Source organism: Ruegeria sp. AB7, from assembly GCF_056542625.1.
This window is the reverse complement of sequence record NZ_JBQGAC010000002.1, coordinates 736,102-750,635: the sequence shown is the minus strand read 5'-3', so window position 1 is coordinate 750,635 and position 14,534 is coordinate 736,102. Positions and strand designations below refer to the sequence as shown.

Below are 14,534 nucleotides of genomic sequence, written 5' to 3'. Positions count from 1 at the left end.
AGGACGAATTGACCAAACAGGACATGCCCACTGCCCTGGATCTGCCAATGGTGGACCCACTACCGTCAGAGACGCAGAAATACTTTGATATCTGTGTTGAGAAACTGGGAATGGTGCCGAATGTCCTGCGCGCCTATGCCTTCGATATCGACAAGCTGAATGCCTTCACTTCGATGTATAATGATCTGATGCTGGCCGATAGCGGGCTGACCAAGCTGGAACGCGAGATGATTGCGGTCGTGGTGTCCTCGATCAACAAATGCTTCTACTGCCTCGTGGCTCATGGCGCAGCGGTGCGGCAGCTTTCGGGCGATCCGCAGCTGGGTGAGATGCTGGTCATGAACTACCGCGTCGCCAAATTGGACGCGCGCCAACGTGCAATGCTGGATTTCGCAGCCAAGATGACTACCGCCAGCACCACAATCGAAGAGCCCGATCGCCAGCTTTTACGTGATGTCGGGTTTTCGGATCGCGATATCTGGGACATTGCCAATGTCACCGGTTTATTCAATATGACCAACCGCGTGGCCAGTGCCACTGCCATGGTCCCGAACCCCGAGTATCACGCACAGTTCCGATGATCCGTTTCCTGTTCCTTAGCCTCCTTTTGGCCGTGCCTGTGCGGGCGCAGGAACTGACGTTGCCCGCCAGCGCCCGGCAGATTTCGGATCGCACCAGTGCATTGGACAGCTACGACCTGCCAACCGGCGTGTTTGCCGACGGCGCAGTTCCATCCCGCACTGTCGAAGGGCGTGTCGAGCGGCTAACATGGCGTCTGCAGGCCGGGTCTAGCACGACGCTGCAAATTCTTGCACCGCTTCGGGATCAGCTTCAGGCGCAAGGTTTCGAGATCACGTTTGAATGCGAGGCACGCAATTGTGGAGGGTTCGATTTCCGCTTTGGCACCGAAGTGGTGCCGACGCCTGACATGTATGTGGCGATCCACGATTACCGTTTTCTATCCGCCTCCCGCGGTGACGAAGTGCTGAGCCTGCTGGTCAGCCGCAACCCGCCGGATGGCTATGTGCAGATGATCCGGGTAACCCCGCAAGGTACGCAGCCTGCGCAGCCACTTGTGATCGAGGAAACCGTTGAGGGCCCTGCCGGGTTGCTAAACGATCTCAGCAGTACCGGACATGTCATCCTTGATGACCTGCACTTTCGCACCGGCGAAGTCGCGCTGGGCGAAGGGCCGTTTGCCTCGCTTGCGCTGCTTGCGGGCTATCTGGCCGACAATCCTTCGACCCGTTTGGCGCTGGTAGGGCACACGGATGATACGGGCGCATTGCAGGCCAATATTGCGGTCAGCACCAAACGGGCGGAAGCCGTGCGTGCGCGCCTGATCGAAGCGCACGGTGTTGCCGCCGACCGGATCGAGGCGCAGGGCGTAGGCTATCTTGCGCCCATCACCTCTAACGCTACGCCCGAGGGCCGCGATCTCAATCGACGGGTCGAGGCGGTGTTGCTGGTCAACTAACAGGCGCGAGCACCGCGGACGCCCTGTGTCCCCCTTGCCCTGATGGCGCGGCCTGATGCACACTTGCAGCTAATCGGTGCGTCTGTCTTGCCATCAGGCCTGTTGGCAGGCAGTCCCACCAGTCACCATGCTTTGGGAGGAATGCGTCATGGCATCCAAAACCGAAGATACCACTCCGCCGGATAACACGGTCCCACAGCAATCCATGCCCGAGGTTAACAGGCTGACGGCCGAGGATATTACCGCATCGCTGAAGGCCGGGTTTTCCGACTTCCTCGCACACCCGGTCATGAGCGGCTTTTTCGGCCTGTTCTACGCGGTTTTCGGCATCCTGTTCGTTTGGTGCCTGGTCGGGCTTGGCAAGATCTGGATGATCATTCCTGCCGCCGTAGGCTTTCCGCTGGTTGCCCCATTTGCGGCCGCCGGGCTTTATGAAATGTCCCGCCGGTTGCAGAAAGGGGAAAGCTTCGGTTGGTCCGAAATCCTCAGCGTCATGGCACATCAGCGCAAACGCGAAATGGGTTGGATGGCCTTTGTCACCCTGTTCATTTTCTGGGTATGGACCTACCAAATCCGCCTTTGGCTGGCGATCATCCTGCAAAAGGCGTCCTTCTCGGATTTCGAAGGGTTCATGAACACCATCTTCTTCACACCGCAAGGCTGGACCTTTCTTGCGGTCGGCACCTGTATCGGCGCTTTTTTGTCGGCGGTCCTGTTCTCGGTGACTGTGGTGGCCATGCCCATGCTTCTGGATCGGGAAACCAACTTTGTTTCCGCCATGCTCACTTCCATTCGCGTGGTCGCTGAAAGCCCGGTGGTAATGCTCAGTTGGGCGGCGATCATCTCGGTCACCATGCTTTTGTCGCTGGTTCCGGCGTTTCTGGGGCTGATTTTCACGCTGCCGATCCTGGGCCACACCACGTGGCACCTGTATCAGCGGGCCGTATCACCAGAGACTAACTGATGCATCGCTAAACAAAAAAAACCCGTGCTATTCAGCACGGGCCGTTTAGGTGCCACAGGGAGAATTCTACCAATCCATCGGACCCTTTTCAGCAAAGGATTCGACAAGAAAATCAATGAATGCCCGCACCTTGGGCTGGGTAAACCGGCCCGGCGGGTACACTGCATAGACGCCCTGAACTTCATCCGGCAGCGAAGGCATGGCGTCCACCACCTCACCCGATTTCAGTGCGTCGGCGTATAGATAGCTGGGCAGATGTGCGATCCCCAGCCCAGAGATGGCTGCGTTCAGCAGCGACTGCCCGTCATTCACGCTCAGCCAGCCAGCAGTGCGGACCTGACGCTTCTCGCCCGAAGGCGCCGTCAGCTTCCACACGCTGCCCGAGGATTGGCTGGAGTAATGCAGCAGTTTGTGTTCGTTCAGATCGTCGATCTTCTGCGGGCGTCCGAACTGCTCGATATATCTCGGCGACGCGACCATGCGTTTCACTGTTTCGGTCAGCTTGCGGGCGCGCAGCGTGCTGTCTTCCAGCTCGCCAATGCGCACGGCCACGTCAAAGCCTTCGGAAATCAGCTCAACATAGCGGTTGTTCAGAACCATGTTCACGGTGATGTCCGGATAGGCCGACAGGAAGTCCGACAGGACCGGCGACAGGTGATTGACGCCAAAATCTGTTGCCACAGAGATCCGCAGCAGACCAGAAGGCGCAGATTGCATCGAAGTCACCAGCGCATCCGCTTCGCCTGCGTCGTTCAGCACGCGACGGGCGCGATCATAATAGGCCAACCCGATCTCGGTTGGCGAAACCCGGCGCGTTGTCCGGTTCAAAAGCCTTGCCCCCAACCGCGCCTCGAGGCTCGAGACGTGTTTAGACACGGCTGATTTGGAGATGCCCATTTTCTTGGCCGCGTCGGTGAAACCACCCTGGTCCACCACGTTGGAAAAGGCCTCCATTTCAGTTAGTCGATCCATTCTCGTTCCCCAGGTCTTCCGTTCGTTGTCTCTTTATCGCGATCAATCTGGGCAAGAACTGGGCAGACATGGGATAATATCAGGGTTTTGAATCGGATCGTTTGCAACTAGGAAACGCCCGGGCCTATATGCCGCGGACCATGCCTTTCGATACAAAACCCCGTTTTCTGGACTTTTTTCCAATCGTGCTATGATGAGAATGGCATTTTTGTGACCACGGAGGAGACTATGAAAGCCCTATTTGCTGTCATTACCCTGTGTCTGACCGCCAGCCTTGCGTGGGCCGGAGGGGAAACACCATCGAATCCAGATGCGAAGGTCTATTTCGTCAACCTGTCTGACGGTGACACCGTGCAATCACCTGTGACCGTAGTCTTTGGCCTCAGCGGCATGGGCGTTGCCCCCGCTGGAACCGAGAAGGAAAATACAGGGCACCATCACCTCCTGATTGATCGCCCACCACTTGGGCAGGGAGAAGACGGTGCGGACGAACTGTCATACGGTCTGCCCGCAGACGACAATCACATTCATTTCGGTGGCGGTCAGACCGAGGTGACTTTGGAATTTGCTCCGGGTGAGCATACTTTGCAGCTGGTGCTTGGGGATGCAGGCCACGTCCCTCATGCGACGCCCATTGTGTCCGAGGTGATTACGATCACAGTGGAGTAACAATTCACCTCCGCCGCAAAACGCGATTATGCGGCGGCAGGCAGCAGGAATATATCGCGGGCAAGCTGCGTGTTGAGACGTTCCGCAGAATACCATTGGTTGAGTACTGACTTGGCCATCAGGTCGGAATTTTCCTGTGCGAAACTCTTAAAGTCAGTAGCTTGCGTGTTGGCCAGCCGCTCTGCGATCAGGCTCATGAATGCGTAGGTGATTGTCAGATTGAACTTGTCCGGTGCGCCTGCGTTCGCTGCTAACGTGCGAATTCCCTTGGCGTAGATCGCTGCGGCATCGATGAAAACATACTTGCGTAGCAGGTCATAAGCGACTTGCACATGTTCGGCGTGTCCGAACGTTGCGTTGTCGATTGCGTGTGCTTCAAATGCGATGGTGACGTCGGCGTATCGCGATGCGCTCATTCTTCATCCTCCTTGAAACGGTGGCTGTCTTCAGCTGTCCAATCGAAGTCGTAGACACTTTTGAGTTGTTTGATCTTCTTCAGCGTCTCTTCAGAGAAGGCTGGCTTGTTCTCAAAGCTGTGCAGCGCGATGCCCTCAATCAGGTCGCCAAGGGTCATGTCCAGCGATTCTGCCAGCCCTTTGAGAACTTTCAGAAGCCGCTTCTCGATTCGAATTCCTGTTTGGGTGCGTTCTATTTTCTGACTCATGTGGTACATATGTATATTGATAACGGTTGAGTCAAGGAAAACGAAAAAAGCCGCCTCTTCCGGGGCGGCTTTCTCCAGCGCACTGGCATTACAACGTCAGAACGCTGCCGCCAGACGTGTGCCCTGATTGATCGCACGTTTGGCGTCCAGCTCGGCTGCCACATCTGCGCCACCAATCACATGCGGGGTCATTCCACGTTCGATCAGCTCATCCGCCAGCGACCGGTCCGAGACCTGCCCGGCACATAGGACGATCGACTCGGCTGCGATCACGGTTGGATCATCGCGGGTTTCGCCAAAGCTGACATGCAGGCCGTCCTCGTCGATGCGCTCATAATTCACACCACCAACGAAACTGACGTCCTTCATCTTTAATGTCGCGCGGTGGATCCAGCCCGTTGTCTTTCCCAGCCCCTTGCCGTGACGCTGTGCCTTGCGCTGCAGCAGCGTGACCTGCCGTGCTGGTGCTTCGGGCTGCGGGCCCTCGGGGGCCAGGCCCGAGCGGTGTTCTGCGGGGTCGGTCACGCCCCATTCCTTCATCCACAATGGAAGGTCCGTGGTTGGGCTGTGACCGTCTTCCAGCAGGAATTCGGAGACATCGAACCCGATGCCTCCGGCCCCGATCACGGCGACAGTGCTGCCGACCTCGGCCTTGTCGCGCAGCACGTCGATGTAGCTGAGCACATTGTCCCGATCCTGGCCGGGAATCTGTGGATCACGAGGAGTGACACCGGTGGCGATGACCACCTCATCATAACCGGTCAGATCATCCGCGCTGACCTCGCGGTTCAGTTCGACCGTCACGCCTAGGTCGTCCATCATGGTGCGATACCAGTCAACCAGTCCCCAGAACTCTTCTTTCCCTGGCACCTGTTTGGCCATGTTCAATTGCCCGCCTATCTCGGCGGCGCGATCAAACAGGGTTACATCATGGCCGCGCTGGGCAGCTGTCATCGCGGTGGACAAACCTGCAGGGCCAGCGCCGACAATGGCCACGGTCTTACGTGTCTCGGCCTTGCCGATCACCAATTCGGTCTCATGACAGGCACGCGGATTCACCAGGCATGAGGTCAGCTTACCGCTGAAAGTGTGGTCCAGACAGGCCTGATTGCATGCGATGCACGGGGCGATCTTCGCGGCTTCATCTGCAATCGCCTTGTTCACGAAATCCGCATCGGCCAGCATCGGCCGCGCCAGAGACACCATATCGGCGCAACCGGTCGATAGAACTTCTTCGGCAACCTCAGGCGTGTTGATCCGGTTCGAGGTGATCACCGGGATGCCGACCTTACCCATCAGCTTCTTGGTAACCCACGCAAACGCTGCACGGGGAACGCTGGTGGCAATCGTCGGAATCCGCGCCTCATGCCAGCCGATACCGGTGTTGATGATCGTTGCCCCGGCCTGCTCAATCCGCTGCGCAAGTTCAACGACTTCGTCATGAGTCGACCCATTGGGCACAAGATCAATCATCGAAAGGCGATAGATGATGATGAAATCGCTCCCCACGGCTTCCCGCGTGCGGCGCACCACCTCGATAGGCAGACGCATCCTGTTCTCGTATGACCCACCCCAGCGATCCTCGCGCTTGTTGGTGTGGGTCACGAGGAACTGGTTCAGGAAATACCCCTCGGAGCCCATGATTTCGACCCCGTCATAGCCCGCCTTCTGGGCCAGAACAGCCGCGTTGACGATGTCGCTGATTTGCTTCTCGATACCCTCTTCGTCCAACTCATGCGGCGGAAACGGAGAAATTGGGGATTTCACCGGGCTGGGGGCCACGCATTTCGGACCATAGGCATAGCGCCCCGCATGCAGAATCTGCATCGCGATCTTGCCGCCTGCCTCATGCACACGTTTGGTCACAATGGAATGGTTCGCCACCTCTTCATCATTGGTCATCATCGAGGCCCCGGGCAGCACCGAGCCCTCAAGGTTCGGGCCAATCCCACCCGTCACCATCAAAGCAACACCACCGCGCGCGCGATCCGCGTAGAACTCGGCGACACGGATCCAGTCGCCGGTCTCTTCCAGACCGGTATGCATCGAGCCCATCAGCACGCGGTTCTTCAACGTGGTAAAACCCAGATCCAGCGGGGCCAACATGTTTGGGTACGCAGTCATGGCAAACTCTCCCTCCCGACTTTGACCGTCAGATTGACCTTCGCGTCACCTTTGTCACGCGAAACCTAACGTCATTCCCTTTGCCTTTACTGCGGCGCTTGCTAGAGACGCAGCAAAGCTTAATCACGAGGCCGCGCATGACCCCTGATGAAATCGCCAAACTGCCCTATCGCCCCTGCGTGGGACTGATGTTGATGAATGCCGAGGGTCTGATCTTTGTCGGTCAGCGCAATGATCGCCACAAGGACGCCTGGCAGATGCCTCAGGGCGGCGTGGACAAGGGCGAAGACCCGCGCGATGCGGCCCTGCGCGAGCTTTGGGAAGAAACTGGAGTGACCGCTGATCTTGTGGAAATCATCGCCGAGACCGACGGCTGGCTGCCCTATGACCTACCGCATGACATTGTGCCGAAAATCTGGAAGGGCCGGTATCGCGGGCAGGAGCAGAAGTGGTACCTGATGCGCTTTCTGGGCCGGGATGATCAGATCGATATCGCAACCGAGCACCCCGAGTTCACCCACTGGAAATGGCAAGACCCCAAGAGGCTGGTCGATGAGATCGTGCCGTTCAAAAAGGACGTCTACCAGCAGGTTTTGGCAGCGTTTGAAAGACACTTCACTTAATCAAGCAATCAAAAAATTCTGTTTCCAATACGGCGCTGTTTTCTCGTCTAACAGCTTTGGCGTACCAGTCTGGTCGATGCTTGAGCATGCATCGACCACTGTTATCTCTGTTTTGGAAACACTAGAACTCGTCCGCACCCAGACCACGATCCAGACAGCTTTTGTTTGAAACCGACGCATCTGATTTGAACGTGTTCGCGACCGATGCGTTGATAGTTTTTCCGCGGCCCATCGAGACGGACTTTATTTTCCCATCAACCTCAGTCTGAAAACAACCGGAAACGCCATCGATACCACCCTCGTGGTCCTCAGACAGTTCGACAACTTCGAAACAAGCCACATTGCGCGACAGCCGTTTGCACCAGAACCGATCGGTGCGCTGGTCAACCTTCTTTCCGTCTTTCCATGTCGTCACATATATGCTGCCATTCTTAAGCTTTTTGGCGCGCTTCAGTTTCCCGGTTTCATGTGCGATCGCGAAGCAAAAGCCTTCGCCTTCATCAATCGTTAGTGCACCGTCTTGGATTTTGTCTCGGACTTTATCTTTAAAAAGGCTTGCCGGAAATGCCGAAGGCACTGCTGAGATAAGGCTTGAAAGCGAACCCCGAATATCTTCGCCCAGCCCATCCGTCTTTCCCGAAGAACAGCCCATTAGGATCGATACTTGTGGCGCGATCTCCTGATCCATGATGACCGTATAGTCACCAAAAGTCTTTCCCGGTGCGCTTGTTTGGTCTTCAATCAGCTGTTTCAGGTCGCTCAACGACAGTGCCGCAGCCGGGGCGGCCCAAACTGCAAATGAAATCAGAACAGCGGTTAGTCGCATAATGAAATTCCCGTCAGAGTAGTTTTCCCTGCGAGAATTGTTCAGAATGCTCGACCAAGCAAGAATTCTTTTTGGGTTAAGTGAGTTAGTTGGTGCCCACGTCCCTGCGGGCGCTCAGAACAGTGTCTAAATCAATCCTTCCGCGCGCAGCAATTCCTGCATATTCGCCTCAGGGCGCGGGCCGATATGGCTGATCACCTCGCGGGCGCAGACATTGCCGATCCGTGCACATGTCTCGTAATCGCGACCTGTGGCCATGCCAAACAGGAACCCGGCAGCGAACTGGTCACCCGCGCCGGTCGCGTCCACGGGTACGACCTTTTCAACCGGTACATCGATGCGCGCGTTGCCGTTCAGAACGGTCACCCCGTCGCCAGACCGGGTGCAGACGACCAGAGGGCAAATCTCGGCGGTTTTGGCCAGTGCTTCCTCAAGATCGTCGGTTTCGAAAAGCGATTTGATCTCGGCCTCGTTGCCGATCACAAAATCCAGCTCGTTCTCGATCAGCAGCAGGAAATCAACGCGGTGCCGCTCGACGCAGAACGGATCGGAAATGGCAATACCTGCCTTGCCGCCACCCTTATGGCAGTTGCGCGCGGCTTCAAGGAACGCGGCTTTGCCCTTTTCCTTGTCGAACAGATAGCCCTCGAGGAACATGATCTGGCTGTTGCCCGCGACGTCTTCCGAGACATCCCGAGAAGACAGCTCGGACGAAATACCCAGATAGGTGTTCATCGACCGCTCGCCATCCGGTGAGACAAAGATCATTGAACGCGAGGTTGGCAGCTCGCCCCCCGGCACCGGCGGGTTCACAAAATCCACCCCGTCTTCGTTCATCGCATCGGCATAGAAACGGCCCAGCGCATCATCATGCACCCGCCCGATAAACGCCGAATCCAGACCCAGTGCACCCGCACCCGCAATGGTATTGGCAACCGAGCCGCCCGGCGTCTGCACCCGGCCTTCCATTGAGGCATACAGTACCTCGCCGCGTTCCTGTTCGATCAGCTGCATGATACCCTTTTCGATGCCCATCAGCTCAAGGAAACTGTCATCGGCTTGGGAAATCACGTCCACAACGGCGTTTCCGATGCCGGTCAGTTGGTAGGTTTTCATTCGGTTTTGTCCTCAAATTCGCAGAGATCGCGGATGATACAGGTCGGGCACTGCGGTTTGCGTGCCTTGCAGTGATAGCGGCCATGCAGGATCAGCCAGTGATGCGCATGCAGCTGAAAGTCGGTCGGTATGTTGTCTTCGATGGCGCGTTCGACGGCGTCCACATTCTTGCCGGGGCAGATGCCGGTGCGGTTGCCGACGCGAAAGATATGCGTGTCCACGGCCTGTGCCGGATATCGCCACCACATGTTCAGGACAACATTGGCTGTCTTGCGCCCCACACCCGGTAGCGATTGAAGCGCCGCGCGGGAGTTGGGCACCTCACCGCCATAGTCTTCGACCAGAATGCGACTCAGCTTGATTACGTTCTTGGCCTTCTGGCGGAACAGGCCGATGGTCTTGATATGTTCGATCAGACCTTCTTCGCCCAGATCCAGCATCTTCTGCGGCGTGTCGGCGATCTTGAATAGCGCGCGCGTAGCCTTGTTGACGCCGGCATCGGTCGCCTGCGCTGACAGTGCGACGGCAACGACCAGAGTATAGACGTTTACATGCTCCAACTCGCCCTTGGGTTCAGGGTCGGCGTCGTGAAAACGCGTAAAGATCTCGCGGATCTTGTGGTATCCGAGTTGATTGGCCATCCGAGCCTTAATGCCCTGCCAGACAAGCGGTCGCAATTGAAAAGGTGCGTTTTGGTTTTGCCTAGGCGCGGGTCTTGGTCGATTTATCCCTATGCCTCACTTTTGCAGTCGGAAATCCACCCCCGCCGTTGCAAGTTGATCCCTGATCCCCTGCCACCGGTTCGGATCAGCCGCCAGAACGGCTGCCGAATTGATCTGAACCCGGTATCCTCGATTGAGCGCGCCCTGCGCGGTTTTATTCACGCAATGACACCCGTCCAACCCTGTCAGAACCAGCGTTCCGATCCGTTTGTCTTGCAGGAACCGTTCAAAGCCCGGCGAAGAAAAGGCGTCACCTACGGATTTTACAAACTCGGCATCGGGATTCAGCGCAAGACGCGGATCCAACCCAACTCCGTCGGAACCTGCGTTGCCGCGCCCCTGATTGAACCACCCGTTCAGCAAGTTCGCCAGCCGTCCCTTGAATTCATGACGGATGGCAATCACGGACCAGTCAGACTGGCGGGCGCTGTCCATCGTTGACCGGATCGTCGACAAGGCACCCTCAATTTGTGCGTCATCCCAGGTGGGTATCGAGGTAAAATCTGTTTGCATATCGATCACCAGCAGCGCCGTTTCAGGCCGCGATGCCAGGTCTATTTTGGCTCCGGTTGTCGGAGTGCCAATCTTTCGGATTTGCAAGAGGATGTACAACACGGCGATCATGATGCTTGCCGCCATTATCCAAAGGACGGTCATGTCAGGCCTCCTTGGCGAGTTCTGCGAAATAGCGGGTCAGGGCCAGCTGAACCTTGTGATAGGCGACAAGCTCTGACGCAGAAAAATCCTGTGCAAAGCGTGTCAGCTTGGCCATCTCATCCGCTCTGATTGCCGTGATCGTCTCTTCGCCCGCAGGGCTCAGCCGGTAGCAGTAGGTGCCTGCACGTTTGGGATTGGGCTGGCTTTCGATCAGCTGTGCGCCCATCAGCTCTTTTAAGATGCGCGAGACATATTGTCGTTTCAGCTGCAACTCGGCGCACAGCACCGGGGCGGTCGCGCCGGGAGATAGCGACAGACCTTCCAAAAGGGCACGTTGCCCGACGGTCACGCCTTTGCGCTGGCTGCCCTGCTCAACTGCTGCCGTGATGTTCCGCAGCAAAGGCCGGGTGGCCTGAACTGCCTGATAAAGCTGATCCAACCTGTGTCCCATACCTGAATGGTAGGAGAAATCGATTTGATTCGTCAACTCAGTTGACAAGATAAAGCGCAGGTTCCGGGTCGCAAGATCGACAGGGGCAAGTTACTGTTCCTGTAACTGATGAGGTGACCGATGAACGTCCAGACAGCAGAAAGCGGATATCATTATAACGTCATGCGGCGCGCGATCGAATTGATCGATCAAGGCGGAGAGAGTCTCAGTCTTGATGAGTTGGCTCGCCAGATGGATATGAGCCCTGCCCATTTTCAGCGTCTGTTCTCACGCTGGACCGGGGTCTCTCCGAAGCGATACCAGCAATACCTGACTCTCGGCCATGCCAAAGCTCTGTTGCACGAGCGTTTCACCACGCTGGAAACCGCTCATAATGTGGGGCTGTCCGGCAGTGGGCGGCTTCATGACCTATTCCTGAAATGGGAATCCATGAGCCCGGGTGAATACGCCCGCAAAGGCGCAGGTCTCACGATCTACTGGGGCTGGTTCGAGTGCCCCTTTGGCCCTGCGCTGGTTATGGGAACTGACAAGGGAATCTGTGGAATCGCCTTTGGGGCCGAGACAGGCGAGGAGGCGGCGATGGAAGACATGATCTCTCGTTGGCCCAATGCTGATTTTGTCGAGGACCCGATGCGCCTGCGGCCTTGGGTGCTCAGCGCCTTCGGTGCGGCCAGCGACCGGTTGGAGCCGACCCCACTCTACCTGATCGGCTCACCACTGCAGATCAAGGTATGGGAAGCGCTGATGCACATCCCTTCGGGGCAGGTCACCACCTATTCCGAGATCGCGCAGCGGGTCGGCTCACCCCAAGCGGTGCGCGCCGTGGGCACCGCAGTTGGGCGGAACCCGGTCAGTTGGCTGATCCCCTGCCACCGTGCTTTACGCAAATCGGGCGGCCTGGGTGGCTACCACTGGGGACTGCCCGTCAAGCGCGCCATGCTGGCCTATGAGGCGGCGCAGGCCGACGCCTGATTGACATTCTGGCGCGTCGTTGCCATATGCACGGCAGGTTCGGGTCCCCTGCCGTTCGCGGCCTTAGGCTTTGGTGAAACCCGATTGAATCACATCTGTTGCCCTTTCCAGGCGCGCGGATGGCAATGCGAACCCCGTCCAGATTTCGCGCCCGTTTCAGGAAACGAGGCACACCATGACACATATTCAGAACATCGCTCCGGTTGCGGAGCTGAAAGAGCAGGCAAAACGCCTGCGCAAACGCCTGCAGGACGCCGGAGTGAAGCTATCGCATAGCGAGGCGTTGGAACTGTTGGCGCATCAACTCGGTGCGCGGGATTGGAACACGTTGCACGCGATGGCAGGAAATCGAGTGCAGCTGCGCGTTGGTGACCGGGTTGAGGGCCGATATCTGGGTCAGCCCTTCACCGCCGAAATCCGCGGTCTGACCATGATTGGGGATGGCGGACATCGCCGGGTGACCCTTCAGTTCGACGTGCCCGTAGATGTGGTCCGGTTCGACAGTTTTTCGTCCCTTCGCCAGCGGGTGACAGGTGAGATTGGCTGGGATGGTCGATCCACCCGCCACACGTCGGACGGAGAGCCGCAGCTTATCGTCCGACCTGCCTAAGAAACAAAGCGAGGCACCCTTAGGGTGACTCACATTTTGATAGCACCAAGATTGACTATTCGGCGGCCCAACCGCCAACGGCCTTGACCTCAAGGAAGTCCTCCAGTCCCCAAACCCCGCCTTCGCGGCCATTGCCGGACTGTTTCATCCCACCAAACGGGGACCCAGCGCTGCGCGACTGGCCGTTCATCTCAACCATGCCCGACCGCAAGACGCGAGCCATTCGGTTGGCGCGTGCACCGTCTTGGGTCTGAACATAATTGGTCAGCCCGTAAGGTGTGTCATTGGCAATCTCGATGGCTTCTTCTTCGGTGTCGAAGGGGATCATAGTCAGAACCGGGCCAAAGATCTCCTCGCGCGCGATCGTCATCTGGTTATTGGCATCGGCAAAAACCGTTGGGCGCACATAATAGCCCTTGTTCAGCCCCTCTGGCCGACCCGTACCGCCTGCAACCAGACGCGCGCCCTCATCAATTCCTTTCTGGATCAGGTCCTGAATTTTGGTCCACTGCACTTCGTTCACCACCGGTCCGATATGTCGGCCTTCCTCGGCGGCACTGCCGACGGTGACCTTGTTTGCCACTTCGGCGGCTGTCTCAACCGCCTGATCATAGATCGGACGCTGCACCAGCATCCGGCTGGGCGCGTTACAGCTTTGACCGGTGTTGTTCATCATGTGCAGGACGCCGCGTTTTACCGCCTTTTCGTCGGCATCGGCGAAGACCACATTGGCCCCTTTGCCGCCCAGTTCCAGATGCACTTTCTTCAGTGTATCCGCCGCATTCTTGGAAATCGCAGTGCCCGCGCGGGTCGAACCGGTGAAGCTGACCATATCAACATCTGCGTGCCCCGAGAGCTGAGAGCCCACGCCCACGCCATCGCCATTCACCAGGTTGAAAACACCAGCCGGGAAGCCAGCCTCATCCATCATCTCAGCAAAGATCATCGCGTTCAGCGGGCTTTGCTCGGACGGTTTCAGCACCATCGTGCAGCCCGCAATCGCCGCCGCGCCGACCTTGAGCGTGACCTGATTCATCGGCCAATTCCATGGGGTGATCAGGGCTGCCACACCCACCGCTTCATAGATGATCCGGTCATTCGGCGCATGATCGCCCAGTGGGCGTTCGAATTGGAACGCCTTGGCGGCACGGATGAAGTTTTTCAGGTGATAGATCCCCGCGCCCGATTGCTGGCTGCGCGCCATTTCGATCGGTGCACCCATCTCCATCGACATCGCCTGGGCCAGATCCTCTGAGCGGGTGGCGTAAATATCGACCAGTTTCTCTACCAAAGCGATGCGCTCGTCCACCGGGGTTGCCATCCAACCAGGCAGAGCAGCTTTGGCCGCGGCGACCGCTGCGTTAGTGTCAGCCTCTGACCCCAATGAGATCACCGCGCATGGTTCTTCGGTCGACGGGTCGATCACTTCGAAATCATTCGGCTCTGATGGGGCGACCCATTTGCCGTTGATATAGAAATCGCGTTTTTCGATCATGGCTCATCCTCCGGATCAGGAATCAATCGACCGAACGGTCGGTTTTCATTCGCACTCTGTCACCCACCCGGGTGTCGGGCAAGGGTAAAACATAATTTGATCAAATTATCTACCTACTGAATCTTCTGACAGCGCAACATGAATGGTTTAACCTCTGCGCAAAGTGATTAGGTTGGCAGCAATCGACTCGCG

General features: G+C 57.4%; 17 protein-coding genes. 7 read left to right on the top strand and 10 right to left on the bottom strand.

Annotation, left to right across the window (positions count from 1 at the left end; translation table 11 throughout):
- Positions 1-8: 8 nt before the first annotated feature.
- The 3 genes from ACR0EN_RS09355 (at position 9) to ACR0EN_RS09345 (ending at position 2,441) form a co-directional block, all read left to right on the top strand.
- The gene (locus ACR0EN_RS09355) at positions 9-581 is read left to right on the top strand and encodes a peroxidase-related enzyme (RefSeq protein ID WP_480586368.1); all 573 of its coding nucleotides are present in this window, start codon (positions 9-11) and stop codon (positions 579-581) included.
- A complete protein-coding gene (locus tag ACR0EN_RS09350) occupies positions 578-1,477 on the top strand; it encodes an OmpA family protein (RefSeq protein ID WP_170819194.1) in 900 nt (299 codons plus the stop codon). Before ACR0EN_RS09355 ends, ACR0EN_RS09350 begins: the two co-directional genes overlap by 4 nt.
- Positions 1,478-1,625: 148 nt before the next feature.
- Positions 1,626-2,441, top strand: a complete 816-nt coding sequence (locus ACR0EN_RS09345; protein ID WP_170819195.1) for a DUF2189 domain-containing protein — start codon at positions 1,626-1,628, stop codon at positions 2,439-2,441.
- Between the two features lie 66 nt (positions 2,442-2,507).
- Here ACR0EN_RS09345 and ACR0EN_RS09340 read toward each other — a convergent pair whose 3' ends face one another.
- Entirely contained in the window at positions 2,508-3,413 is a 906-nt protein-coding gene (locus ACR0EN_RS09340) for a LysR family transcriptional regulator (RefSeq protein ID WP_170819196.1), read from the bottom strand.
- A 228-nt stretch (positions 3,414-3,641) separates the two neighbouring features.
- On the opposite strand from ACR0EN_RS09340, the gene ACR0EN_RS09335 reads away from it, so the two are divergent.
- Positions 3,642-4,082 carry a DUF4399 domain-containing protein gene (locus tag ACR0EN_RS09335; RefSeq protein ID WP_170466618.1) on the top strand — a complete coding sequence of 147 codons (441 nt, stop codon included), beginning with the start codon at positions 3,642-3,644 and terminating at the stop codon, positions 4,080-4,082.
- Positions 4,083-4,108: 26 nt separating this feature from the next.
- Here ACR0EN_RS09335 and ACR0EN_RS09330 read toward each other — a convergent pair whose 3' ends face one another.
- The 3 genes from ACR0EN_RS09330 to ACR0EN_RS09320 form a co-directional block, all read right to left on the bottom strand.
- Positions 4,109-4,498, bottom strand: a complete 390-nt coding sequence (locus ACR0EN_RS09330) for a hypothetical protein (RefSeq protein ID WP_480586364.1) — start codon at positions 4,496-4,498, stop codon at positions 4,109-4,111.
- On the bottom strand, positions 4,495-4,755 hold the full coding sequence (locus ACR0EN_RS09325) for a hypothetical protein (protein WP_223117210.1): 261 nt from the start codon (positions 4,753-4,755) through the stop codon (positions 4,495-4,497). Before ACR0EN_RS09325 ends, ACR0EN_RS09330 begins: the two co-directional genes overlap by 4 nt.
- 87 nt (positions 4,756-4,842) lie before the next feature.
- Positions 4,843-6,870: an FAD-dependent oxidoreductase gene (locus ACR0EN_RS09320; RefSeq protein WP_480586361.1), complete on the bottom strand. Its 2,028-nt coding sequence runs from the start codon at positions 6,868-6,870 to the stop codon at positions 4,843-4,845.
- A gap of 137 nt (positions 6,871-7,007) precedes the next feature.
- On the opposite strand from ACR0EN_RS09320, the gene ACR0EN_RS09315 reads away from it, so the two are divergent.
- Positions 7,008-7,493 (top strand): RNA pyrophosphohydrolase, encoded by a 486-nt coding sequence (locus ACR0EN_RS09315; protein ID WP_480586358.1) that lies wholly within the window; start codon positions 7,008-7,010, stop codon positions 7,491-7,493.
- A 121-nt stretch (positions 7,494-7,614) separates the two neighbouring features.
- Here the strand turns inward: ACR0EN_RS09315 and ACR0EN_RS09310 are convergent, their stop codons facing one another.
- From ACR0EN_RS09310 to ACR0EN_RS09290, 5 genes are all read right to left on the bottom strand, one after another.
- A complete protein-coding gene (locus tag ACR0EN_RS09310) occupies positions 7,615-8,319 on the bottom strand; it encodes a hypothetical protein (RefSeq protein WP_170626763.1) in 705 nt (234 codons plus the stop codon).
- A 126-nt stretch (positions 8,320-8,445) separates the two neighbouring features.
- A complete protein-coding gene (locus ACR0EN_RS09305) occupies positions 8,446-9,435 on the bottom strand; it encodes an adenosine kinase (RefSeq protein ID WP_170819200.1) in 990 nt (329 codons plus the stop codon).
- Positions 9,432-10,076, bottom strand: a complete 645-nt coding sequence (gene nth / locus ACR0EN_RS09300) for an endonuclease III (protein ID WP_170515076.1) — start codon at positions 10,074-10,076, stop codon at positions 9,432-9,434. The genes ACR0EN_RS09305 and nth overlap by 4 nt, the downstream gene beginning before the upstream one ends.
- Before the next feature lie 96 nt (positions 10,077-10,172).
- Entirely contained in the window at positions 10,173-10,814 is a 642-nt protein-coding gene (locus ACR0EN_RS09295; RefSeq protein ID WP_480586354.1) for a cysteine hydrolase family protein, read from the bottom strand.
- 1 nt (position 10,815) lies between these two features.
- Positions 10,816-11,265, bottom strand: coding sequence for a MarR family winged helix-turn-helix transcriptional regulator (locus ACR0EN_RS09290; RefSeq protein ID WP_170394734.1), 450 nt, complete (start codon positions 11,263-11,265; stop codon positions 10,816-10,818).
- Positions 11,266-11,385: 120 nt separating this feature from the next.
- Between ACR0EN_RS09290 and ACR0EN_RS09285 the strand changes: the two genes are divergently transcribed.
- Together ACR0EN_RS09285 and ACR0EN_RS09280 are read left to right on the top strand one after the other, a co-directional pair.
- A complete protein-coding gene (locus ACR0EN_RS09285; RefSeq protein ID WP_170394731.1) occupies positions 11,386-12,237 on the top strand; it encodes a bifunctional helix-turn-helix domain-containing protein/methylated-DNA--[protein]-cysteine S-methyltransferase in 852 nt (283 codons plus the stop codon).
- A gap of 175 nt (positions 12,238-12,412) precedes the next feature.
- A complete protein-coding gene (locus tag ACR0EN_RS09280) occupies positions 12,413-12,847 on the top strand; it encodes a glyoxalase superfamily protein (RefSeq protein WP_170426134.1) in 435 nt (144 codons plus the stop codon).
- Positions 12,848-12,902: 55 nt separating this feature from the next.
- Here the strand turns inward: ACR0EN_RS09280 and ACR0EN_RS09275 are convergent, their stop codons facing one another.
- Positions 12,903-14,342 (bottom strand): aldehyde dehydrogenase family protein, encoded by a 1,440-nt coding sequence (locus tag ACR0EN_RS09275; protein WP_170394725.1) that lies wholly within the window; start codon positions 14,340-14,342, stop codon positions 12,903-12,905.
- Positions 14,343-14,534: the final 192 nt, after the last annotated feature.

Bases quoted from the DNA above. Each gene is read 5' to 3' on its own strand.
- ACR0EN_RS09295 (WP_480586354.1), bottom strand. From the start codon at position 10,814: ATGACCGTCCTTTGGATAATGGCGGCAAGCATCATGATCGCCGTGTTG.
- ACR0EN_RS09325 (WP_223117210.1), bottom strand. From the start codon at position 4,755: ATGTACCACATGAGTCAGAAAATAGAACGCACCCAAACAGGAATTCGA.
- ACR0EN_RS09310 (WP_170626763.1), bottom strand. From the start codon at position 8,319: ATGCGACTAACCGCTGTTCTGATTTCATTTGCAGTTTGGGCCGCCCCG.
- ACR0EN_RS09275 (WP_170394725.1), bottom strand. From the start codon at position 14,342: ATGATCGAAAAACGCGATTTCTATATCAACGGCAAATGGGTCGCCCCA.
- ACR0EN_RS09285 (WP_170394731.1), top strand. From the start codon at position 11,386: ATGAACGTCCAGACAGCAGAAAGCGGATATCATTATAACGTCATGCGG.
- ACR0EN_RS09340 (WP_170819196.1), bottom strand. From the start codon at position 3,413: ATGGATCGACTAACTGAAATGGAGGCCTTTTCCAACGTGGTGGACCAG.
- ACR0EN_RS09280 (WP_170426134.1), top strand. From the start codon at position 12,413: ATGACACATATTCAGAACATCGCTCCGGTTGCGGAGCTGAAAGAGCAG.
- ACR0EN_RS09315 (WP_480586358.1), top strand. From the start codon at position 7,008: ATGACCCCTGATGAAATCGCCAAACTGCCCTATCGCCCCTGCGTGGGA.
- ACR0EN_RS09335 (WP_170466618.1), top strand. From the start codon at position 3,642: ATGAAAGCCCTATTTGCTGTCATTACCCTGTGTCTGACCGCCAGCCTT.
- ACR0EN_RS09320 (WP_480586361.1), bottom strand. From the start codon at position 6,870: ATGACTGCGTACCCAAACATGTTGGCCCCGCTGGATCTGGGTTTTACC.
- ACR0EN_RS09350 (WP_170819194.1), top strand. From the start codon at position 578: ATGATCCGTTTCCTGTTCCTTAGCCTCCTTTTGGCCGTGCCTGTGCGG.
- ACR0EN_RS09305 (WP_170819200.1), bottom strand. From the start codon at position 9,435: ATGAAAACCTACCAACTGACCGGCATCGGAAACGCCGTTGTGGACGTG.
- ACR0EN_RS09290 (WP_170394734.1), bottom strand. From the start codon at position 11,265: ATGGGACACAGGTTGGATCAGCTTTATCAGGCAGTTCAGGCCACCCGG.
- ACR0EN_RS09330 (WP_480586364.1), bottom strand. From the start codon at position 4,498: ATGAGCGCATCGCGATACGCCGACGTCACCATCGCATTTGAAGCACAC.
- ACR0EN_RS09345 (WP_170819195.1), top strand. From the start codon at position 1,626: ATGGCATCCAAAACCGAAGATACCACTCCGCCGGATAACACGGTCCCA.
- nth (WP_170515076.1), bottom strand. From the start codon at position 10,076: ATGGCCAATCAACTCGGATACCACAAGATCCGCGAGATCTTTACGCGT.